27 protein-coding genes and 1 tRNA gene are annotated in these 22,491 nt (G+C 40.8%); 9 read left to right on the top strand and 19 right to left on the bottom strand.

Translation table 11 applies throughout. The features are described 5' to 3' along the window. Positions 1–104: 104 nt before the first annotated feature. The 8 genes from JWQ34_RS13685 to rpmB all read right to left on the bottom strand — a co-directional run bounded on the left by JWQ34_RS13685 (position 105) and on the right by rpmB (position 7,563). Entirely contained in the window at positions 105–1,193 is a 1,089-nt protein-coding gene (locus JWQ34_RS13685; protein WP_299357911.1) for an Ldh family oxidoreductase, read from the bottom strand. 71 nt (positions 1,194–1,264) lie between these two features. Then, the gene (locus JWQ34_RS13680) at positions 1,265–2,560 is read right to left on the bottom strand and encodes an IPT/TIG domain-containing protein (protein WP_299357909.1); all 1,296 of its coding nucleotides are present in this window, start codon (positions 2,558–2,560) and stop codon (positions 1,265–1,267) included. A gap of 59 nt (positions 2,561–2,619) precedes the next feature. Then, the gene (bshC, locus tag JWQ34_RS13675) at positions 2,620–4,239 is read right to left on the bottom strand and encodes a bacillithiol biosynthesis cysteine-adding enzyme BshC (protein WP_299357907.1); all 1,620 of its coding nucleotides are present in this window, start codon (positions 4,237–4,239) and stop codon (positions 2,620–2,622) included. Between the two features lie 105 nt (positions 4,240–4,344). Continuing rightward, positions 4,345–5,679 (bottom strand): 30S ribosomal protein S12 methylthiotransferase RimO, encoded by a 1,335-nt coding sequence (rimO, locus tag JWQ34_RS13670; protein ID WP_299357905.1) that lies wholly within the window; start codon positions 5,677–5,679, stop codon positions 4,345–4,347. A 19-nt stretch (positions 5,680–5,698) separates the two neighbouring features. Next, on the bottom strand, positions 5,699–6,664 hold the full coding sequence (ftsY, locus tag JWQ34_RS13665; protein ID WP_299357903.1) for a signal recognition particle-docking protein FtsY: 966 nt from the start codon (positions 6,662–6,664) through the stop codon (positions 5,699–5,701). A 153-nt stretch (positions 6,665–6,817) separates the two neighbouring features. Further along, the gene (locus tag JWQ34_RS13660) at positions 6,818–6,979 is read right to left on the bottom strand and encodes a DUF4295 domain-containing protein (RefSeq protein WP_299357901.1); all 162 of its coding nucleotides are present in this window, start codon (positions 6,977–6,979) and stop codon (positions 6,818–6,820) included. A gap of 61 nt (positions 6,980–7,040) precedes the next feature. Next, positions 7,041–7,223 (bottom strand): 50S ribosomal protein L33, encoded by a 183-nt coding sequence (rpmG, locus tag JWQ34_RS13655; RefSeq protein WP_175269406.1) that lies wholly within the window; start codon positions 7,221–7,223, stop codon positions 7,041–7,043. Positions 7,224–7,329: 106 nt separating this feature from the next. Further along, the gene (gene rpmB, locus JWQ34_RS13650; protein ID WP_144247620.1) at positions 7,330–7,563 is read right to left on the bottom strand and encodes a 50S ribosomal protein L28; all 234 of its coding nucleotides are present in this window, start codon (positions 7,561–7,563) and stop codon (positions 7,330–7,332) included. 185 nt (positions 7,564–7,748) lie between these two features. Between rpmB and acs the strand changes: the two genes are divergently transcribed. The 5 genes from acs (at position 7,749) to lpxB (ending at position 12,473) form a co-directional block, all read left to right on the top strand. Continuing rightward, positions 7,749–9,650 carry an acetate--CoA ligase gene (gene acs, locus JWQ34_RS13645; protein ID WP_299357890.1) on the top strand — a complete coding sequence of 634 codons (1,902 nt, stop codon included), beginning with the start codon at positions 7,749–7,751 and terminating at the stop codon, positions 9,648–9,650. 9 nt (positions 9,651–9,659) lie between these two features. Beyond that, positions 9,660–10,043, top strand: a complete 384-nt coding sequence (locus tag JWQ34_RS13640; protein ID WP_299357888.1) for a hypothetical protein — start codon at positions 9,660–9,662, stop codon at positions 10,041–10,043. Positions 10,044–10,058: 15 nt separating this feature from the next. Then, positions 10,059–10,457 (top strand): HI0074 family nucleotidyltransferase substrate-binding subunit, encoded by a 399-nt coding sequence (locus tag JWQ34_RS13635; protein WP_299357886.1) that lies wholly within the window; start codon positions 10,059–10,061, stop codon positions 10,455–10,457. A gap of 36 nt (positions 10,458–10,493) precedes the next feature. After that, positions 10,494–11,258, top strand: coding sequence for a 5'/3'-nucleotidase SurE (gene surE, locus JWQ34_RS13630; RefSeq protein ID WP_299357883.1), 765 nt, complete (start codon positions 10,494–10,496; stop codon positions 11,256–11,258). Between the two features lie 102 nt (positions 11,259–11,360). After that, positions 11,361–12,473 (top strand): lipid-A-disaccharide synthase, encoded by a 1,113-nt coding sequence (lpxB, locus tag JWQ34_RS13625; protein WP_299357881.1) that lies wholly within the window; start codon positions 11,361–11,363, stop codon positions 12,471–12,473. A 71-nt stretch (positions 12,474–12,544) separates the two neighbouring features. Here lpxB and JWQ34_RS13620 read toward each other — a convergent pair whose 3' ends face one another. The 4 genes from JWQ34_RS13620 to JWQ34_RS13605 form a co-directional block, all read right to left on the bottom strand. Beyond that, positions 12,545–12,697, bottom strand: coding sequence for a hypothetical protein (locus JWQ34_RS13620; protein ID WP_299357878.1), 153 nt, complete (start codon positions 12,695–12,697; stop codon positions 12,545–12,547). Between the two features lie 35 nt (positions 12,698–12,732). Beyond that, positions 12,733–12,888, bottom strand: coding sequence for a hypothetical protein (locus JWQ34_RS13615; RefSeq protein ID WP_299357875.1), 156 nt, complete (start codon positions 12,886–12,888; stop codon positions 12,733–12,735). 18 nt (positions 12,889–12,906) lie between these two features. Next, a complete protein-coding gene (locus tag JWQ34_RS13610) occupies positions 12,907–13,089 on the bottom strand; it encodes a hypothetical protein (RefSeq protein WP_299357872.1) in 183 nt (60 codons plus the stop codon). Positions 13,090–13,293: 204 nt separating this feature from the next. Continuing rightward, positions 13,294–14,505, bottom strand: a complete 1,212-nt coding sequence (locus JWQ34_RS13605; protein ID WP_299357869.1) for an MFS transporter — start codon at positions 14,503–14,505, stop codon at positions 13,294–13,296. A gap of 1,009 nt (positions 14,506–15,514) precedes the next feature. On the opposite strand from JWQ34_RS13605, the gene JWQ34_RS13600 reads away from it, so the two are divergent. Next, a tRNA-Ala gene (locus JWQ34_RS13600) sits at positions 15,515–15,588 on the top strand. Positions 15,589–15,798: 210 nt separating this feature from the next. Here the strand turns inward: JWQ34_RS13600 and JWQ34_RS13595 are convergent. From JWQ34_RS13595 to JWQ34_RS19160, 7 genes are read right to left on the bottom strand one after another with little or no spacing between them, the layout of a single operon-like run. After that, positions 15,799–16,518, bottom strand: a complete 720-nt coding sequence (locus JWQ34_RS13595; protein ID WP_299357867.1) for a DUF72 domain-containing protein — start codon at positions 16,516–16,518, stop codon at positions 15,799–15,801. Between the two features lie 17 nt (positions 16,519–16,535). After that, positions 16,536–16,910, bottom strand: a complete 375-nt coding sequence (locus tag JWQ34_RS13590; protein WP_299357864.1) for a DUF892 family protein — start codon at positions 16,908–16,910, stop codon at positions 16,536–16,538. Next, positions 16,907–18,316, bottom strand: coding sequence for an MmgE/PrpD family protein (locus JWQ34_RS13585; RefSeq protein ID WP_299357861.1), 1,410 nt, complete (start codon positions 18,314–18,316; stop codon positions 16,907–16,909). Before JWQ34_RS13585 ends, JWQ34_RS13590 begins: the two co-directional genes overlap by 4 nt. Positions 18,317–18,320: 4 nt before the next feature. Beyond that, positions 18,321–18,503 carry a hypothetical protein gene (locus JWQ34_RS13580; RefSeq protein WP_299357858.1) on the bottom strand — a complete coding sequence of 61 codons (183 nt, stop codon included), beginning with the start codon at positions 18,501–18,503 and terminating at the stop codon, positions 18,321–18,323. A 25-nt stretch (positions 18,504–18,528) separates the two neighbouring features. Continuing rightward, the gene (locus tag JWQ34_RS13575) at positions 18,529–18,711 is read right to left on the bottom strand and encodes a hypothetical protein (RefSeq protein WP_299357856.1); all 183 of its coding nucleotides are present in this window, start codon (positions 18,709–18,711) and stop codon (positions 18,529–18,531) included. Between the two features lie 11 nt (positions 18,712–18,722). Further along, the gene (locus tag JWQ34_RS13570) at positions 18,723–19,007 is read right to left on the bottom strand and encodes a hypothetical protein (RefSeq protein WP_299357853.1); all 285 of its coding nucleotides are present in this window, start codon (positions 19,005–19,007) and stop codon (positions 18,723–18,725) included. A gap of 22 nt (positions 19,008–19,029) precedes the next feature. Continuing rightward, the gene (locus tag JWQ34_RS19160; RefSeq protein WP_367278620.1) at positions 19,030–19,248 is read right to left on the bottom strand and encodes an ATP-binding protein; all 219 of its coding nucleotides are present in this window, start codon (positions 19,246–19,248) and stop codon (positions 19,030–19,032) included. Positions 19,249–19,817: 569 nt separating this feature from the next. Here JWQ34_RS19160 and JWQ34_RS13565 point away from each other — a divergent pair. From JWQ34_RS13565 to JWQ34_RS13555, 3 genes are all read left to right on the top strand, one after another. Further along, positions 19,818–20,195 carry a hypothetical protein gene (locus JWQ34_RS13565; protein ID WP_299357850.1) on the top strand — a complete coding sequence of 126 codons (378 nt, stop codon included), beginning with the start codon at positions 19,818–19,820 and terminating at the stop codon, positions 20,193–20,195. Positions 20,196–20,225: 30 nt separating this feature from the next. Beyond that, a complete protein-coding gene (locus tag JWQ34_RS13560; protein WP_299357847.1) occupies positions 20,226–20,858 on the top strand; it encodes a hypothetical protein in 633 nt (210 codons plus the stop codon). A 214-nt stretch (positions 20,859–21,072) separates the two neighbouring features. After that, positions 21,073–22,470: an undecaprenyl-phosphate glucose phosphotransferase gene (locus tag JWQ34_RS13555; protein ID WP_367278619.1), complete on the top strand. Its 1,398-nt coding sequence runs from the start codon at positions 21,073–21,075 to the stop codon at positions 22,468–22,470. Positions 22,471–22,491 lie beyond the last annotated feature (21 nt).

Genomic DNA, 22,491 nt, shown 5'->3' with positions numbered 1-22,491 from the left:
AGTCTTATTATACAAAGAGCGCCCTAAATTTTAGGGCGCTCTTTGTATAAGCATACGTCTCGTGACATATAGTTTTATTGACTTTACCCTTCAAAAGTTCCCCTTCAGGGGGCGGAGGGGGTTAGCGGAGCGACTTTCAACTTAACGGCCAACTCATTTAAATCCTTAACCACGGCGTCAACTAGAGGGATGCCATTAACTCGGCGATCTAGTTCTGCTTCGTACTCAGGTTCGCCGGGGATGATTACTTTTTGATCCGGATCAATAACCGATGCTGATTTAAAGCGCGATACCCAATTATCCAGATGATCTTTAAACTCATTAACAGGGCGGAAACCATCTACCTGCATAGCACCTAAAAAATGACCTATACCCGAACCAACCGGATCAGAAGGAGGCTCCAAAAAAGATACAAATGGCGGTACCCATGGCCCGTAATTAGCGCCCGATAATACGGCTGATAAAATATCAACAGTAGCACTTAGGCCAAAACCTTTATGGCTGCCATGCTCACGGTCGCTGCCTAATGGTAATAGTGAACCGCCACTTTTTAAAGCATGTGGGTCGGTAGTATAATTTCCTGCAGCATCCTGTATCCAGCCTTCCGGAACTTGGTTGCCTGCGCGTTGTGCGATCTCCAGTTTGCCATTTGCTGCCGCGGATGTAGCCATATCAACCACAACCGGCGGGTATTTACCTGCCGGGAAAGCATAGCACATCGGATTAGTACCCAGCATCCGCTCGTTAGAAAAGGTTGGTGCAACCAGCGGGCTGGCATTGGTCATGGCAAAACCTATCATATCTTTCTGTACCGCCATCAAGGCATGATAACCGGCAATACCAAAATGATTAGAATTGCGTATAGCTACCCATCCGGAACCATATAGTTCCGCCTTTTTAATAGCAACCTGCATAGCAAAAGGCGCAACTACCAAACCCAGACCTGCATCGCCATCAATTGTGGCGGTGGTAGGGGTTTCATGTACTATTTGGATATTGGGAGTTGGGTTAATGCGTTGTTTCTCCCACAAACGTATATAGCCCGTTAAGCGGGCAACGCCATGTGAATCTATCCCGCGCAGATCAGACAGCAACAGAACATCAGCCGCCAACGCGGCGTGTTCTGCACTGCAACCCATCGCCAAGAAAATATTTTGAGTAAAAGTTCTTAAAGCCGATTCGGTAACGATCATTTGCAAATATATTAAAATAACAGCCTTGCGCTTTTAGTGGCGTAAGACCGTTTTATAAACCGAATATAGACTTATTGAAATACTATTTTACGAATGGCATTGTTAGATGTATCGGCCACATAAATATTGCCGGCAGCATCAACAGCTACACCTTGAGGGAAGTTAAATGCCGCGATAGCGCCTTGTCCTTCAACATAGGTTGCAGTACCATTACCTGCTATGGTAGTAACCACACCTGCCGCGGTTACTTTCCGTATCTGGTTATTATCCGCATCTGCTACAAATATGTTTCCCGAAGCATCAATAGCTATACCGGCTGGGTCATTAAAAGATGCGGCCGCGCCTGTACCGTTTGCAGCTCCCCCAACATTACTTCCTGCAAGTGTACTAACCGTAGTGCCAGATATTTTGCGGATCATATAAGCAAAGGTATCAGATACGTATATATTGCCCGTAGCATCAACCGCTATACCTAATGGATAAGTAAAAGTTGCTACGGACGTTGAGCCGTTAAGCGGTGCATTAGGTAGATTTACCTGCCCCGCTCCTGCAATTGTAGTTACAACTCCCGCCGGTGTTATTTTGCGTATTTTATAATTTTCTGTATCGGCCACATATAAATTTCCTGCTGCATCTATCGCTATGCCCTGCGGGCCAAAAAAGCTTGCCGCAGTACCTGTTCCATCTGCCGAGCCGAGCGTGCCGCTGCCTGCAAAGATACTTACCGTACCTGTAGCAGTAATTTTATAAATAACGTGTGTTGATAGTTCAGTAACATATAAATTTCCTGCCGCGTCAACAACTATACCCGAAGGCGACTTTAAATTAGTGGCTAGTGTAGTTACCACGCCTGCCGGCGTAATTTTTCTAACCGAACCGTTACCATGATCGGCTACATAAATGTTTCCGGTTGCATCTGTAACTAAACCGCGTGGATCATTAAAACCCGCTGCTGACCCGGTGCCGTCAGCCGAGCCCGGTGTTATTCTGCCTGCCAGCGTGCTTACTACACCCGAAACAATATAGGTAAACACAGGCCCATTAACTGCCGCTCCGCCACTAACCGATACGCTTACAGGGCCGGTGCCCGCGGCTGTTGGTACCAATACCAATAGTTGGGTGGTACTTGCAACTGATACAGTAGCTGCTTTGCCGTTAAAGGTTACTTTATCAAGCGTTTTATCATCGCTAAAGCCGGTGCCGGTAATTAATACCTGGGTATTTAGCACACCTTGGCTAACACTAAGCGAAGTAATGGCTAATGCGGTTGCAGATGATGGGTCCGATTTTTTTTTTGAGCAAGAGGTAATTAGTATAGAAACCGCGGCAACTATAGTAATTAATATATGGGGTAAGTTTCTTTTCATCGTTAGGAATAATTGATAAATATAATAATTATTAAAACGATAAATTGTTTGATAACGTATTACTCTGTCAGCACCGCGAACTCAAAGGCAAGCGGCTGGAAGTTTCGGATGAGTTCATCAATAAACCATTGACCCCATTTTACATATAAAAGGCCGAAGTTTTCATTGCGTTCTTGCAAGCTATCTTTCGGAAAAAGCTCTGCTTTAATTTGCTCAATCTGCTCCAGGCGGGTATGGTAATTTTGCTTTTCAGATCTAACTAGTTTTTTTTCCAGGTTATCCAGCGCCTTTTTCAATCGGGCTTGTACAGCTTCTGTTGATGGACCCAGGGTTGGGTCTATTTTAGCTGCGCGATGTTTTAGTTTATCGAAAATACCGGTTAACTCGGCCCACTCGGTTTGTAGTGAAAGGTTATGGTCACTATGTTTTTTTATCCAGTAGTTTTTTAGGATGTCGGTTGGTTTAAACAGATCGGCAGGGGCCAGTTCCATTCGCTTAATTTTTGCTGCGGATTCTTTGCGTACTACTAAACCCGAGTTACGTAGGATGAGGATAGGAAAATCAATTTTATAATGCTCAAAATTCGATTTCAGCTCCAACCAATAAACCACCTCGGCGCCCCCACCAATGTAAGCGATGTTGGGTAAGATACATTCCTGGTATAGCGGGCGCATAACAACATTCGGGCTAAACCGCTCAGGGTTAGATACTATTGCTTGCTTTAGTTTTGCTTCGGTAAAACTGATCTCCGTATTTAAAACTTTATAAACATTGTCCTCAAAAACCAAACGTTCGCGCAAGCTGCCTTTCATATAAAAGAAATTGATCTCGCGTGGGTTTACCTGGATATGTACCCCTAGCTGGTGTAGTTTTTCGTTAGTGGTGGTAATATTTTTAAAGCTGTTTTGCTCAATAATATCCTGCTCAATAATAGGGGCGAATTGTTGTTTTAAACGCTTGTTATCAGCGTCAATTATAACCAGGCCATATCTGCCAAACAAGGCATTTACCATATAACGGGTAGCATCGGCCAGCCTATCAAACCGGGTATAGGCAGTTTCAACAATTGTGGCCAGTTCGGGCGCGTAATGTTCCATGCCCAATACGCCTTTGTATTGGTTTAGGGCTTGCCGCATGGTTTCTGGGTGGATGCGCCCGGTAGCGCCTGTTGCCTCATGCCACCAATGCACTTTTTTACCGCCGATGGTAGTGTAGTTGATCTCGGCAAAGTCATGATCTTCTGATGCCATCCAGTAAACCGGCACAAAATTTTTATCAGGAAACTGCGCCTTCAATTGCTGTGTAAGCTTAATGGCGGTAACTATCTTATAAATGAAGTATAGGGGACCGGCAAATATATTCAACTGGTGCCCGGTAGTGATAGTATAAGTATTAGGCGATCTTAAACTCTGGATATTTTGCTGAACAGGTTGTGGAACAGCAAATCCAGGATCCCAGATACGGGCATATTGTTCAATAAGCTGGTATTGGTCGTCTATGGTGTCAGCCAATAGTTCCCGGTCGGCAACTACTTTTTTGTTCTTTAGGAATTCGGCAAAGCCGTCGAGGGTCGGGCGGTGGCTATAAAATTCTTTTAATTCCGGCTTATCTTCCAGGTAATCAATTACTGTTGGGGAAAAGTATCCCGTTTCTTTATAGCTTATACAGGCAACGTCCATTTTTTGATTTCGAATTTCAGATGTTCAATTTCGGATTTGAAACAAACTAAAATCGAATTTAGACTTTAATATTATAATTTAAACAATCAACCTGTTAAATGGTGCTTATTTTACAATATGTCCATAAAGGTCAAAATCCTCGGCGGTATCAATCTTTACGTTTACAAAGCTGCCAATGGTAGCATAATCAATAGCAGCATCAATTAAAACCTCGTTATCAACCTCGGGCGAATCATATTCTGTACGGCCAACAAAGAAATTGCCGTCTTTTTTATCAATCAATACTTTATAAGTATGGTCTATCTTTTCCTGGTTTTTCTCGAAAGATATTTCCTGCTGAATTTCCATGATGGCATCGGCACGTTGTTGTTTTACCTCTTCGGGCACATCATCAATCAATGAGTGCGCATGCGTTTTTTCTTCGTGTGAGTAGGTGAAGCAACCTAAACGGTCAAACTTGGTATCTTCAACCCAGCGTTGCATTTCTTCAAAGTCGCGCTCGGTTTCGCCGGGGTAACCGGTTATCAGCGTGGTACGCATAGCAATGCCCGGTACTTTATCACGGATCGCGTTAACGATATCAATGGTTTTTTGCTTAGTGATACCACGGCGCATTGACTTTAACATATTATCGCTGATGTGCTGTAATGGCATGTCCATATATTTACAGATATTGTCACGTTCGTTCATTACATCCAAAATCTCCATCGGGAAGCCGGAAGGGTAAGCGTATTGCAACCTGATCCACTCAATACCATTCACATCAGATATGCGGCGAAGCAATTCATCTAAAGTACGTTTGCCGTATAGGTCAAGGCCGTAATAGGTAAGGTCCTGCGCAATAAATATTAATTCTTTAGTTCCGTTTTTGGCTAATTTCTCCGCTGCTTTAACTAAGTCCTCCATTGGCGTACTTAAGTGTTTGCCACGCATTAGCGGGATAGCACAAAAAGAGCAGGGGCGGTTACAGCCTTCGGCAATTTTAAAATATGCGAAGTGTGACGGCGTAGTTAACAAACGTTCGCCAATTAATTCGTGTTTATAATTAGCGCCAATAGAGGTTAATAAGTTTTGCAGATCATTGGTGCCGAAGTATGCATCAACATTAGTGATTTCTGCCTCCAGCTCGGGCTTGTAACGTTCAGACAGGCAACCGGTAACAATAACTTTTCCAACTTTGCCTTGTTCTTTTAACTCGCTGTATTGTAATATGGTATCTATAGATTCCTGCTTGGCATTATCAATAAAGCCGCAGGTGTTTATAACAATAATATCATCCTTACCCACTTTGTCCGACTCGTGCACCACATCAAACATATTGCCTTTAAGCTGACCCATCAATATTTCAGAATCATAGGTGTTTTTTGAACAGCCTAAAGTCACCACATTTACACGTGGTTTCTTGGTTAGTATCGGCTTTGTTATTTCTTTCGTCCTCATTATTTATTCTTATCCCGCCTTAGTCCTTAAAAAGAGAGTCTACGAACGCCTTACGATCAAATAGCTGTAAATGATCCACCCCTTCGCCAACTCCTATATATTTTACCGGTATTTTAAACTGGTCTGATATGCCTATTACAACACCACCTTTTGCCGTACCATCCAGTTTGGTTAAAGCTAATGCATTAACGGCCGTGGCTTCGGTAAATTGCTTGCATTGCTCAATAGCGTTTTGACCGGTTGACGCATCAAGCACCAACAGTATTTCATGCGGCGCACCGGGAACAACCTTTTGCATTACGTTTTTAATTTTGGTTAGCTCGTTCATCAAACCAACCTTGTTATGTAAACGACCTGCTGTATCAATTATGGCCACATCATCGCCGGCAGCAACTGCAGATTTTAACGTATCGAAAGCAACAGATGCAGGGTCTGACCCCATAGCTTGCGCCACAACCTTTACACCTACACGCTCACCCCAAAGTTTTATCTGCTCGACAGCAGCCGCACGAAAAGTATCAGCTGCGCCTAACACTACCTGGTTGCCTGCTTGTTTTAATTTATGGGCCAGCTTGCCAATAGTAGTAGTTTTACCCACGCCATTTACACCAACCACCATAATTACATAGGGCTTATGCGTGCCATATTCAAAGCTTGAAAAATCGTTACTGTTATTTTCGGCAAGTAATTGTTGTATCTCATCGCGAAGCAAACCTTGCAGATCGCCGGTACTTACATATTTATCACGGGCCACGCGGGCCTGGATCCGGTCGATTATTTTAAGGGTGGTTTGTACGCCAACATCTGATGTTACCAGGACTTCCTCCAACTCATCCAACACATCATCATCAACGGTTGATTTGCCGGCTATTACTTTGGTGATCTTTGAAAAAAAGTTATCCTTGGTTTTTTCTAAACCAATATCAAGCGCCTCTTGTTCCTGAGGTGTGCTTTCCTTTTTCTTAAAAAAATCAAATAGTCCCATGTGTGGTTAGCTATGCAGATGTGCAAATATGCGGATGTGCAGATTAATAAACATCAGATTAAAATACTTTTATTCAATTTCATTTGCACATCAACAAAAAAAGCCCTCTCGAATTAACAAGATGGCTTTAATATTATATAAGGTTATTCCTGATTATAATTTTCCGGCAATCGCGTCTTTAACGAACTCGTTAGCTACGTTTTGCTCTTTGAATGAATAAGCACCTGTTTTAGGTGATTTAATCATGGTGATAACTTTTGAATAATCTTTGCCTTTACCGGCAACTTTCAGGGTTGCAACTACTTTCTTTGCCATTTCTTTTAATTATTGAATGAGTGAATTATTGAATGAGTGAGTTTTGGCTCAATCAAACTAATTACTTAATCTCTTTATGAACAGTTACTTTTCTTAAAACCGGGTTAAATTTTTTCATTTCCAGTCTTTCGGTTGTGTTCTTTTTGTTCTTGGTGGTAATGTAACGAGACATACCCGGCATACCGGTTGCCTTGTGCTCTGTGCACTCTAATATTACCTGAACTCTATTACCTTTCTTAGCCATCTTCTTGTTATGTTGTACGTATTACGTTAGACGTTTTACGTTATTTTCAAATGATGTTATCCGCTATTGGCTCTACGTACAACGTAAAACGTCTAACGTACAACTACTATATATAACCTTTTTTTACAAACTTGTTGATACAAGCAGTTATTCCGTTTTTGCTGATAGTTTTAACAGCTGATGTAGATACCTTTAAGGTTATCCATTTATCTTCCTCAGGAATATAAAACTTTTTAAGCTTTAGGTTTGGATGAAACCTGCGTTTGGTTTTACGGTTTGAGTTAGAAACGTTGTTACCAACTATTGACGCCTTTCCTGTTAGATCACAAATTCTTGACATGACAATTGTTTTTTTAATTCACCCTTTTATTAAAGAGTTTGCAAATATCAGGATTTTAAGTGGAATAGGCAATAGTGTATTTAAATATTTTCAAAATCTTTTTTATTGGAATGTTTTATAGGGAAAATTGTAATTTGCGTATCCGCTAAAAACCATCTAATAAGCCAACTTTATACTTAAAAGCAATGAAAATTACCTCATTCGACCATTACAAAGAAGTTTATAAATACAGTATAGATCAACCAGAAGAATTTTGGGCCGGTATAGCCGATAGTTTTTTATGGAAAAAAAAGTGGGACAGGGTTTTAGAATGGAACTTTAAAGAACCAAAAATTAAGTGGTTCCAGGGTGCTACACTAAATATCACCGAAAATTGTTTAGACCGTCACCTGGATACTATTGGCGATAAGCCCGCTATTATTTGGGAGCCTAACGATCCTAAAGAAGATCATCGCATATTAACCTACCGGCAACTACACGACAAGGTTTGCCAGTTTGCCAACGTGCTTAAAAACAACGGTGCAAAAAAGGGCGATCGTATTTGTATATATATGCCCATGGTGCCCGAGCTGGCTATTGCTATTTTAGCTTGTGCTCGTATTGGTGCTATTCACTCGGTTGTTTTTGGAGGATTTTCTGCAAATTCTATAGCAGATCGAATACAGGATGCAACCTGTAATATTGTTATAACATCTGACGGTAGTTTTAGGGGTAATAAAGAAGTGCCGCTAAAATCAATTATTGACGATGCGCTGGTAACTTGCCCAACCGTACAGAAAGTTATTGTGCTCACCCGTACCCGCACACCAGTTGCCATGATAAAAGGCCGTGATGTTTGGTGGGAAGACGAAGTTAAAAAAGTAGAAACACAAGGTAATCTAAATTGCTCTGCCGAAGAAATGGATGCGGAGGATATGTTGTTTATCTTATATACATCAGGCTCGACAGGTAAACCAAAAGGTGTGGTGCATACTTGCGGCGGTTATATGGTTTATACTGGTTTTACTTTTGATACTACGTTTCAATATCAGCCTAACGAAATTTATTTCTGCACCGCAGACATTGGCTGGATAACCGGTCACTCTTATATTGTATACGGGCCGCTATCGCAGGGAGCAACCTCACTAATGTTCGAGGGGATACCAACTTACCCAAGTCCGGGCCGTTTATGGGAGATAGTAGAAAAATTTAAAGTAAACATATTATATACAGCGCCAACAGCTATACGCTCATTAATGAGTTTTGGAGATGACTTGGTTAAAGGCAAGGATCTGAGCTCGCTTACTAAATTAGGATCAGTAGGGGAGCCTATTAATGAAGAAGCCTGGCACTGGTTTGATGAAAAGATAGGCCACGGCAACTGTCCTATCGTTGATACCTGGTGGCAAACCGAAAACGGTGGGCACATGATAAGCCCGATTGCGGGTATCACCCCCTTAAAACCCGGCTATGCTACCTTGCCGTTACCGGGTGTACAACCGGTATTAATGGATGAATATGGTAAAGTAATTGACGGTAATGGTGTAAACGGTAACTTATGTATCAAGTTCCCATGGCCGGGCATGCTGCGTACTACTTATGGCGACCATGAGCGTTGCCGCACCACTTATTTTGCAACTTACCCGGATATGTACTTTACCGGCGATGGATGCATGCGAGATGAAGATGGTTATTACCGTATAACCGGCCGTGTTGATGATGTGCTTAATGTATCTGGCCACCGCATAGGTACTGCCGAGGTGGAAAATGCTATAAATATGCATAGCAGTGTAGTTGAATCGGCCGTAGTAGGTTATCCGCATGATATTAAAGGACAGGGCGTTTACGCATTTGTAGTATGCCCTAATAAGCATGGCGATGATGAGTTAACCCGCAAGGATATCATGATGACAGTTACCCGTATTATAGGCGCTATTGCCAGGCCCGATAAAATTCAGTTTGTAACCGGTTTGCCTAAAACACGTTCGGGCAAGATCATGCGCCGTATATTAAGAAAGATAGCCGAGGGTGATACTTCGAACTTAGGCGATACTTCTACGCTACTTGACCCGGGTGTAGTTGAGGAGATAAAGGCGGGAGCGTTGTAGGTTTAGATTATGATGAAATTTTGTTTGATGCTTTTAACTTTAATTGTACTACAGGTTAATAGCAAGTGGATTAATTCTCAATGGAATCGTAAAATCGCAAAAGGATGCGTAAATACTTTGAAATTAAAGGAAAACGGTAAAGCATTTTCATATGATTGTGAACTCAATTACACATTAAATTGTACTTATAAAATAATAAAAGACACCTTATTTATAACTGAGAAAGATGATTCTCATTCCGAAGACGGTGGAAAGGCATACTACTTTAGGCAGCAATATATCATCAAAGAAAAAGGATTGTATTGTATTAGTTCGGGTGAATTAGTTAAAGGTAAATGGCAAGATAAAAAAGTAAAGCTTGACAAAAAAGTTGATTGGACAAGGGTAAAATGAAATGTATTTTCGATAATGGAAAACAAAGATGTACACTGGAAAAAACAATTTCAAAGTTTTGAAAAAGCTTTTTTGTTTTTTACGGCTGCGGTAGAAATACAAACTTACACCTTACTTGAAGCTAGTGGCTTAGTAAGATCGTTAGAATCTACCTTTCTACTGGCTTTAAAAACAATTAAAGACTTACTCCAAGAACAAGGACTGACTATTATTTATCCCAAAGAAATAATAAAAGAAGCTTTTCAAAATCAAATTATTGATAATGATATCATATGGATTCATATGCTTGAAAAACGGGGTGAAATAGCTTATACTTATGACGAGGCTATAGCCCAAAAAGCCGTAGAAATTATTAATTCTAGATATTACAAGGCAATTGAACAGGTTTATAAGAAATTAAAGCATCTGTCTTAATTCTTATCGAAATATATAAACAGTAATTTCGCCCTAATGAAACCCAACATACTAGTAGTAAACGATGACGGCATAACCGCGCCTGGTATAAAAGTGCTAATGCACGCCATGAAAGATATAGGCCGCGTGGTTGTTGTAGCGCCCGATAGCCCGCAATCTGGCATGGGCCACGCTATAACTATAGGTAAACCACTGCGGTTAGACAAAGTTGACATTTACGAGGGCATTGAAATGTACAGTTGCTCGGGAACCCCAGTTGATTGTGTGAAGTTGGCCGTCACTAAAATATTTAAAGGTAAAAAACCTGACCTTTGTGTATCGGGTATCAACCACGGGTTAAATAATGGTATCAATGTGCTGTACTCGGGTACTATGTCGGCGGCGGTTGAGGGGGCTATTGAGAGTATCCCGTCCATTGGTTTTTCTTTAGATGATTATACATTGGGTGCTGATTTTAGTCACTGTATAAGATATGTTAAAGAAATTGCTCTGCAGGTTCTACAAAACGGATTGCCTACTGCAACTTTATTAAATGTAAACTTTCCTGCAGGGGCACATATAAAAGGTATAAAAATTTGCCGCCAGGCAAACGCGAAATGGGCCGAGGAGTTTGACGAAAGAATTGATCCATACAAACGCCCTTATTATTGGCTAAGCGGAGTTTTTCAACTTAATGATCGGGGTGAGGATACGGACTCATGGGCTTTAGACAATAATTATGTATCGGTAGTGCCTATCCAGTTTGATATGACAGCGCATCATGCCATCCCCGTATTAAATAGCTGGAAGTTTAACGCTTAACTGTATCAAAACCATGAATGAAGCTGTCATGAAAATTCTTTTACAAATAAGTGAATCGAAATCACTCATTCACTCATTCACTCATTCACTTATTATTTTCAAATGAAATATTACCTGGTAGCCGGCGAGGCTTCGGGCGATCTGCACGGGGCTAGTTTAATGAAAGAGCTAAAAAAGGTAGACCCCGAAGCTGAATTTCGCTTTTTTGGCGGCGACCTGATGAAAGCCGAAGGCGGTACCTTAGTAAAACATTTTGCTGACATGGCCTTTATGGGCTTTTTTGAGGTAGCCGCAAACCTGCGCACCATATTAAAGAACCTTGCCTTTTGCAAGCTTGATATTGCTAGCTATCATCCCGATGTTTTAATACTGATAGATTTCCCGGGCTTTAATTTAAAGATCGCGGCCTTCGCTAAAGAAAACAACCTGCCGGTTAATTATTATATCTCCCCAAAAGTTTGGGCCTGGAACCAAAAACGGGTGCTGAAAATCAAGAAGATTGTTGATCATTTATTCTGCATCCTACCGTTCGAGGTTGATTTTTATAAAGACTGGGGTATGAAGGTTGATTATGTTGGCAACCCGTTATTAGATGCTGTAGCGGCTTTTAAACCTGATGCTGATTTCCTGCAAAAAAACAATCTCACCGGTAAAAAGATAATCGCTCTGTTACCCGGTAGCCGCAAGCAGGAAATTAATTATTTACTGCCGGATATGATTGCCGTTGCTAATCAATATCCCGATTATCAATTTGTAATAGCAGGCGCGCCATCATTTAATACTGATTATTATAGCCAGTATTTAAACGGCAGGCCGATTCCCGTTTTGTTTAACAGTACTTATGATATTTTGAGCAACGCCCATGCTGCTGTAGTCGCGTCAGGCACTGCTACTTTAGAGGCTGCTTTATTTAATGTACCACAAATAGTGGTTTATAAAGGCAATCCTATATCTATAGGTATTGCGCGTATGGTGATTAAAATAAAATTTATATCGTTGGTTAATTTAATAGTTAACCGGGGTATAGTAAACGAATTGATCCAGGGCGATTATACACCGGTTACTATTGGTGCCAAATTAGACTTGATCATTAATAACGAAGAGTATCGCCGAGCTATGCTGGCTAACTATGATGAGCTTGATCAAAAAATGGGCTCGCCCGGAGCATCAGCAAAAACTGCGAAACTGATTGTAAAATATGCTACAAAAAAATAGAGCCTCGCAAATTGCGGGGCTTTATCGTTTTCATAGGTAAGTAGATTTTTATAGGTAGATGTATATATTGATCAGGCAGCTCGTTGTGCAGCTGGCTGGTTGTTGCTGGTGAACTGACCTCTTTCCTTAAAAGATTTAAGGTCTGCCATTAACATTTTTTTTAACTCATTGTCGTAACGGATAAGTAATTCACTGGTTGCCGGTTTTTGTTGTAAAGTTTTCATAGGTAGATGTCTTTTAAAGTGAATGTTTTAATTAGTTAGGCAACAGATAATTGCTCGTTTTTAATCGCTTTTAAAAAATTATATTTTGCACCTCTTAGCATTTTCAGATCATTCATTATGATCTCTCTTAATTCGTTATCAAAGCGTACCACTAATTTGCTTACTGCTGGTTTCTGATTGATTGTTTTCATAATGTATGTTTTAATATTTTAATTTTCTTTTTTAGTTTCCTTATCGTCAGTTTCACTTAAATTGTCGTGTCGGCGTTTGGCTTCTTTATACTGACGTAGCATTTGTTCCTTGTCGCGCTCATCAGTAGACTTTGTTGGGTCAGAGGGGTTTTCCCATTCCTTTTCCTTTGGCTCTTCCGATTTTTTATGGTCGATAATCATAATCGATATCCTGATGGTTAATAAATACTATTCCAAACAAATGCCAAGATTTGAAATAGGGCGAAAAAAAGTCATCAATAAGTCTGATTTATTTTGCAATAGCGTATAAAACACTTAAAATAAGCTAATTGAAGTGATGAAAAAAAACATGCTTAACTTAAAAAAGTGTATAGAAAAACAGAACACTAATTTTTAACGAAGTACTCAGGACTGTACAACTGTAGCTTTATTCTGTATTTTTTTGCGGTTAAACAGGTGTATTCCCATAGCAAGTGTTGATATTGTTATACCCAATATACATACACCGTTCCATTGATAGCCATACCAAAGCTGGGTAGCTATTAAAGTTCCCAATGCACCGCCAATAAAATAAGTAACCATATAGATAGTATTAATGCGGTTTCGTGCGCCCGGATTAATAGCGAATATGATAGCTTGATTTGATATGTGCGTTGCCTGCACACCCATATCCATTAATATCACGCCTATTATCAGGCCCGCCATACTATGGCCCGAAAAAGCGAACACAATAAATGATATAATTACCAACGCCAAAGTAAAGGTTGATAAATGATAAGGATCCATTTTATCACTCAATCGGCCCATTGCGCTAGCAGACAAAGCGCCAAAAGCGCCGACAAGCCCAAATAGACCGGCAACATCACTGCCCAGATTGAAATTTTGTTTTAGTAAGAAAGTAAGTGTGCTCCAAAACGCGCTGAAACAGGCAAAGCATAAAGCCCCACGCAGCGTGGCTAAGCGCAACTTCGGCTCATCGCGTATTAAATGGACCATGGATAGCATTAGGTTTTTATAGCTTCCTTTATAATCAGGTTCAACTTCGGGTAATAAAAGATATACCAATGCCCACATTATTACCATTAAGCCTGCCGCGATATAAAACATACTACGCCAGCCGAAATGCGCGGCAACAATACCACTAAATGTCCGGGACAGTAATATGCCAATAAGTAAACCACTCATTACAAAGCCTATTTTCTTTCCGCGCTCGCTTGGGTTAGCTAAGTGCGCAGTCATAGGTATCAATAATTGCGGTATCATGGATGAAGCGCCTATAAGGAAGCTTGCTACTAATAATATATTAATACTGGGTGCCATGCCGGCCAATATTAATGACAACACCACAAAAGCAAAATTAATCAGCATTAATTTTTTGCGTTTAAACATATCAGCCAGCGGAATGAAAAAGAACATACCCAAGGCATAACCAACTTGTGTAAGTACCGATACCTGGCCCGCCTTTGCACTGGTTACATTAAAAGTGCGGCTAATTTCGACCAATAAAGGTTGGTTGTAATATAAATTGGCAACAACCAACCCGGTAGTAATAGTCATTACCCATAATGTTGTTGTACTTAAATGTGGAGTTGCTTTTTTTGTATTAGCTGCGGGCATATATGTTATAAATGATTACAAAAATGTAAAAGCATTTTAACATACATGTTTAATAAAGGTAATATTTTCGCACACTGTTATTTTACAAGCAACTAGCAAAATGAATTATTAATATTATAATATGTGTCAAAAAAATGTTACAAAATATTTTTGAGAGATATTTTTAATTTTTTCAGTAAAACCATTTCAAAAAGCTACTGGAAATAGATGATTTTTATTAAATTATGATATTTTTTGATATATTTTTCAAAAAACACTTAAAATTCAACTTCAAATTGCTTAAAAAAAATATTTTAATAAGAAAACACCTAATAGTTAAAGTAAAATTAGTTTATTTGTATAATATTAGTATAATGATAACGTTTCATTCAATAAATTGCTAATTTAATAGGCGCCTGTGTCATTTTTACAAAAAAATTACAAAAATATATTTGCATAATTAAAATGTTAGTGTTACCTTTACACCATGCAAACGAGATAACAACTCTACGCATGTTAAAATAGTCTTCTCATAATTTAGGTTTATAATTGGTTTAGTAAAGGCCCCTGCCCATCAGGGGCCTTACTTGTTTTTATATTTTTCCTAAATGACAATGTTTTATGAGATCAGGGATCAGTCCGAAAATTGGGAGGGGCGAAGCTTCTAAGCATGGATTTTAGCTAAACGGAATAAAAAGAAAGTAGTATCGGATCAAGCAGATTTTTTGTGGGGAAAGCTAAATATCCTCGCGGGTTAAAGGTTGATTATCTGCTAAGAACATCGATCACTGTTATTAGTCTAGTTATAACAATAATAAGAAAAACATGACTAGTGGTAATTTTGCTGTAATTTTAGGCGAACCGATGCGCACTTATAGCTGTACAATAGTTTTTCATCACTTAAATTTTCAACTTGCCATCTTTTTGTTAGATTTGCCGTCCCAAGTTAGTCGGCAGTTATCAGTCTATAGTTGGCAGTGATATTCATAGATAAGTACTGCAAACGGCTAACCCACTACAAACTCAAAAAGGGGGATTAGCTCAGCTGGCTAGAGCGCTTGCATGGCATGCAAGAGGTCATCGGTTCGACTCCGATATTCTCCACCTGATAATCAGGCATTTACGATCTTCGTAGATGCCTTTTTTCTTTCTGATAAAACCGTGATAAAACATAAAGCGGTTCAGCTGATAGCTTTGCTTCCTAATCAGGCCTGTAACAGCCCGGCTGCCGCGGCAGCCACAAATAATAAGTTTATTTTTTCATAATGTATAGATTGATAAGTAACAATTAAAAAATAATTTTGGTTTAAAAATTCATTGCGCCAGCTGCATCATAAGTTCCGCATTTGGTATGGCCGCTACCGCCGCATCATTATTAAAGTAAAACCAGGCTTGCTCCAGGCCGTTCTGCTCCCGTATCTTGTCCACGACCCGCTGCAGTTCCTCCCGGCTATAGGAGGAGCGGTACAGATCGGGTACACCATGAAAACGATAGTAAACAACCGGCGAATTAACAATGACGTTATCCGGCAGTTCCGGGTGGCTCATGCCGCAAAAACTGATCCGCCTGGCTGCTAATTGTGCATACACAGCGGGCTGCCACCAGCTGGGGTGGCGAAACTCCAGCACGTTATCGAATGTCGGATCAAGTTGATCCAATATGCGTTGCAGGCGTTCGGCTTCATAACGCAAACGTGGCGGCAGTTGGAACAATACCGGCCCCAGTTTTTGTTCCAGGCCTGTGCGTATCGTGCCGTAAAAATCACCTATCATGTCTACCGTATGGTGAAATTGTTTAAAATGGGTGATCGCTTTTGGCGCTTTGACCGAAAACCGGAAACTGTCCGGCGCCTGGTCATACCAGTTCCGCAGCACCGGCAGCCGCGGGAAACGATAAAAGGTGACATTAAGCTCCAGCGTATTAAAGTGCTGCGCATAAAAACTAAACCACTTTTTCTGCGACAGGCCATCCGGATAGAACGTTCCTTTCCAGTGCTTATAATGAAATCCGGAACATCCGATATGCCATTCCATTGCCTGATGTTTACTGTTTAATCTGCTGTTTCGGTACTGGCCTCATAATTCACGTGGTTCTCCGCGATCCGGGTCAATAAGGCATCAGCGGTTTTTTCTTCATCGATGGTTAACACCAGGGGCTCGGCGATCTCGTAATAGCCAAGTGTTTTGGCCAGGCTGATCATCCCGCCATACGAGGCGATCTCGTAATGCTCGGCTTTTTGACCGGCGAAGATGAGACCATAATGGTCAGCTGCCCGCTCATCCTCTTGCCCAGCCAGCGCAGGATATACAGCAGGAAAACATAAACCGATCAGCGTCCGGATAAAAACTTCCAGTAAAAATACCGGCGGCGCTTCGCCAAACAGGATACACGTTATGTCGCCTAAATGGATATCCTCTTTTTTCATACAGCCGCCAGCAGGTCGATTAATTTTGACAGATCGGGTTCGTTCTCCAAATTCCTCACTACGGCGATCAATTGCTCTTGGCTTTCCGCGGAAATTACGCCCGAACCTAAGCGGCTAAATTTCTCAATGACGTCCTTCCAGCTAAACGGCCGGGTAAAAAAGCCATGATAGTCATTCTGTTCGCGGGTCAGCGTTTCCCCGTTTTTCAGTTCGATCCTGACTTTGGTTTTCATTTTATCGGGATACGCCAGGGTATAAGGGTCGAGTATGCCCGCGACCACCAGTGGCTCATGGAGTGGGAAGCCCGTACTGACTTTGACTTTATGCAGCAAATCCTGCACATCGCGGCTGGTGATCCGTTCCGGCTCGTATTGCGCCGGGTAGATCTCGCCGTCCAGTAACAAAACGGCAGCGGCATAAAAGAGACTATGATCCGCCTGTTCCTTGGTTTCTACGATCTGCCGGTCGCCGTAAGCGCCCGAGCCGATAATATGGTAAGCGGTTAGGAAAGTCGTGAGGTCTATGCTTTCAATATCTTCTGCTTGGATGTCATTCACTTTCTTCAATTCATCGATCGCTTCCAGCGTGGCCTGGGCATGCACTTCCACATTAAACTTTTTGAGTACGCATTTCGCGATGAGTTCAAATGTTTCGTTATCCCAGTCATAATCCAGCTTCATACCGAAGACCTCGTCAAAGCCTTTCGGCCCTTCAAAAATGGCTATCGGGCCTGTCATGCCTTCGCGCGCCAGGAAGGCGATGTTCATACAATCCAGTGCGTCCATCGAAGAGGCAAAGCCTTTCCATTCGTAGGTATAAGCTGCCCGGCTGGTCACCATCGGGCTGATCGAAGAACCGGTGACGCCTAACGCATGCGCGGTTTGTTCCTCGTTCAATCCGAGTAATCGTGCGATGCCCGCTGTCATGGAGTAGCCGAGCAATAAGGTATGGTCAATGCCTTCCTTCATCACGGGAATTTCCAATACCAGCCGGCACTCGATCTGGTACGCTACCGCCATCGCCGTCAGGAAATCCCTGCCGGAAGTCGGCCGGAACTGTGATGCTGCCAATAGCGGCCCTATATTATCGCTGGGGTGACAGGTCGCTTCCTTGCCCATAAAATTATCCATGAAATCCGGGTAACGGATCAGGGCCGTGTAAAGCTGTGCCGCACGGTCGTAAGGTAAACTTTCGATCTTCGGCACTTTACATTTACCGCCTTCGCCCATAACCTGTAATTGCCGCACCATTTTTTGAATGGCTGGTTTGGTGCCGGCGTGGATCATCGAGCCGATCGCGTCCAGTAAATGGCGTTTTAACTGGTCGATATTGGCAGCGCCGACGTCTTCGTAGGTCGCTTTCAGCGCAAAACGCGCCAGCTTAAAATTTTCGAGTTCTTTTTCCATGAGGTTAAGGTATAGGGGGCTGATCCTGTGCCGCTTCTTTTAAGCGCTGTAACTGGTCGTCATTCCGCGCACCTTCCACGATCTTGTCACCGCTTTGAATGGTTTCCTGAAGTCCGGGTTGTGTTTCCGGTGGTGCCGAGCTTGGCCCCGCCTGGTTTCTTGATGGTTGTTTATTTTCTTCTTGCATAGCTGATATCATTTGTGATGAATACTTAAACTGCCGGCATACCGCCGGTGACCAGGGCACGACGGCCGCTCAATTTACCATTGCCTCGATAACTTTCTTCGCCATGGTCAGGCCTTGGCTGCATGGTTTGAAAACTTGCAGGCGTTTCCTGCTGTTGCCGCGGGTAAGGCGGCTGCGGATATTTTGTACGCGGGTCTTGTAGGGTCATAAGCTAATTGATCAGGAGTTGAGTTCGGCCGGATTGGTGGGTTCATCCGGCTGATCACCTTCCTGCTCATCCGGCTGGTAGTCTTCGGTGTCCGGTTCATCCAGATCGTCTGATGCCCGGATCTCGTTCAGGCCGTCCTGATCGTTCAGGCCGTCCGGATTGTCATCCGTTGGACTGGCGATGCCGTCCTCTTCCTTCAACTGTTCCAGCGATAGGTTCGTAGTTCCGCCCAGTTGATCTTCTGGGTCATTCGCACTGCCTTGCGTGCTCAATGGTTGTTGATTTTCGTTGTTCATCAGCCGTTAGATTAATACCTGTTTAACAAACGAAAAAATGACCTGTTTTAATTAAAACGAAATTTATTAAATCCGGCTGACCGGCAGTGAAAGTAAAATACGGAGCCTTTCCTGCTTCGCTCTTTAACCAGATCTTGCCCCCATGCTGGGTGATGATCGCTTTGGAAACGTGTAAGCCCAGCCCGATACCCGCAATATTCCGCGACTTTGCCGAGCTGGCCCGCCAGAACCGTTTAAACAATTTTGCTGTTCGCTTTTGGGTATGCCAATGCCTTCATCCCCGCACACTCACCGTTAGCTGTTCACCCTTCGGTTGGATGTCAGATTGATGGTTACCGGCTTGTCCGGCGGCGAGTACTTACAGGCATTGTTCAGTAACGAGTAGGCAATATGCACCCGCGCATCATAAAAATTGTTCAAACTAAACGCGGAGGAGTTTATTATGTTAGCAACAGTTTGATCGGAAATTATAAGTGTCTAATCAGCTAATTATTTGGACATTCTCAATTAAGCTCGCTATAGAGTACCTCAAACCTTAGGTATAAAATTTTATTAGTACTTTTTACAGTACACTCACTTCTTTATTTAACACATTATTGACTCGCTTTTCTTGTGAACTCGGTTGTCAAGCTTAGTCAAGCCCTACGCTGTATTAGATTTTTCCTAAAAAGCAAAGTTTCTTTTTGCTTGGTATAAATATTGTTTGGATTAAAAATATTGGTAAAAATTAATTTTATGAAAAATATTATACTATTTACGATAATTGTATTTCTTGGGTCATGTAGGTTAGATGGTACTGCGCTGCCAGGTATGTCAACTATTACGGGGAAGTGGTACAAAGTAAGTTCCATCCTTACCAATTCAACTACAGAAAAAAATTCTAACACAAGCACAACTTCAACAAATGCTGTAACAACCTATTTTAATCATACAGATTATATTGTATTTAATAATGATGGTACTGGCGAACAATTGAAGGGAGGAAGTAGGTCGACTTTCAATTATACTAAAAACGGAAATGTGTTAACGCTTACCTATCCGGCAAATAACGAACAATCTGCATCGGTCTCTGTAGCTGCTATTAAGTACCTCTCTGAAAATTCGTTCCAATTCGCAATTAACTATACAACAACAAATTCCGATGGCGTAACAACTTACAACACTTATGATATAAGCTATGTAAGGTAATTCGGCCATTTGTCATTAATCACCAAAGTCATGAAGACTGTTTTTTTTAATTCCATAGGTCGTAAATTTATCGAGACAATGGTTTTACTATTTCTCCCTTTTTACACCATTTGCCAGGTGATACAACCTGGTACAATAGAATATTTAAAATATAGTAATGGAGTTAACGGAATTAGACTTGGGGCAGATTTAGGATCAATTAATAGCAAAGAGATCGCTTTTTTGGACGGGAACAGTAATCTGGATGTAGATAGTTGTTTGAATTTTGAATGTAGAGATACAAGCATGTTAAAAATATCCAATGATATTTCTCTTGATCTAATAGGTATAAGGACTTATAAAAACAAAATAATTAATATATACTTATTTTTTCCGCGGGTCAGTTCCTACAAAATTTTATATGACTTTTTGGTTTCATACGGAAATTTCACTTACCGCCCGTCCTCTTATAACGATATCTATTATTGGGATTCCAGCGCTGTTAGTCTATCGCTGTTGTATGAAGCCAAAGTCGACATGGGCGTTGCAATTTTTACTTGTAATCAGTTAAACAAAGCGATGTTGGCTGACAAATTAAAAAATGCCAATAAAGCTTTGGCTAACAATGATTTAAATTATTCGCAAGTAGACAATATATCAGTACCAGGCAAAGTTAGTAATTGAGAGATCTACTATAACCTCTGTCTAAAAATAATGTAGTAAATCGAATACATTATTTAAATTGAAGCCTCAGATATATACTTTTAGAATGCTAATTTTATTTTAAATTATTAATAAATACTTTATTTAAAATAAATTATTAAAAAAGATAATAAATTATTCATTGGTTAATAAAATGATAATAAGTTGGCATAAGGTTTGAATTAATAATAGTAATATGATTAATACTTACTATATGCAAACTCGTTATCTTTACTTGTTTCGTTTTATACTTGCACTAAGCGACTTATTTCTTTTTAACATATGTTTAGCTGGTGCTTTTTTTTTAACGCATAAACATTCTTTCATAGATACATATTTACAACGTCAGTATACACTTACCGCGAACTTGATTTGGTTTTTAACTACCAGTATATTTAGACTCTATACCGAAGAAGTTGTGTGTAAGCTGGTGGCTATTTATAGAGCTACTTATAAAGGTTTACTACTGCATGCGTTTCTTTTCTTATTATATATATCGTTTACTAATCAGGTTGAGTTTCCACGCTATTTTATAACCGCTTTTTATAGTTTAACCATTTTTGGCTTTTTAATGAGTCGGTTTATTGGTACGGGCTTCGAAGATATATTAAGACGAAATTTTAATATCCGAAGATCTGTAGCTGTTTTGGGCATGAACACCGGTGGTATTAAATTAGCGGCTTATTTGCAAAAACAAAAAAGTTTTAATTTTCAGGGTTTTTTGGGCGATGAAAGCTCATATGTTGACGAGCGGGGCAATTTGATACAAACTGCATCCCTCCAATTACAAACTGCTGCAAACTCAGGCATAAAAGATGTTTTTGTCTCCTTAACTCCAGACAGGATGGGCGATGTACAATATTTACTAAACGAGGCCGACAAATACTGTGTGCGTTTAAAGTTTGTTCCAGATTTTAGTCTATCCCCAGCTCCGTTTGATATAGAGCACATGGATCAATTTTCGGTAATAAGCTTACGTAAAGAACCTTTAAAAGATATTAGCAATCGGTTTAAAAAACGCCTTTTTGATATTGTTTTTAGTTCGTTCGTAATTGTTTTTATATTAAGCTGGCTATACCCAATCCTGGCTATGATAATAAAAATGCAATCTCCGGGCCCGGTGCTGTTTAAGCAATTAAGAAGTGGACGCGATAATGAACCGTTTTGGTGCTTCAAGTTTAGAAGTATGCAGGCAAATAATCCCGATGAAAAAAAACAAGCCAGTCGCGGCGATAGCAGGATTACCAAGATCGGTGCTTTTATGCGCAGAACCAGTCTTGACGAACTACCACAATTTTTTAACGTGTTAATGGGTAATATGAGTGTGATGGGGCCACGCCCGCACATGCTAAGCCATACCGAACAATATCGCGCTATTGTAGATAAATACATGGTGAGGCAATTTTTAAAACCAGGTATTACAGGCTGGGCGCAAGTGAACGGATTTAGAGGTGAAACTAAAGAAACTTATCAAATGGAAAAAAGAGTGGAACATGACATTTGGTATATGGAAAACTGGTCCATCGCTCTAGACATTAAGATTTTGTTTATGACCGTTATAAATGTGATTAAAGGAGAAAAGAATGCATACTAGGTTATAGATTAACGATGGCAA

It is taken from the genome of Mucilaginibacter sp., assembly GCF_028288185.1.
Lineage (GTDB): Bacteria > Bacteroidota > Bacteroidia > Sphingobacteriales > Sphingobacteriaceae > Mucilaginibacter.
Note: the sequence above shows the minus strand (reverse complement) of the source record. Positions and strands in the feature narration are given on the sequence as shown.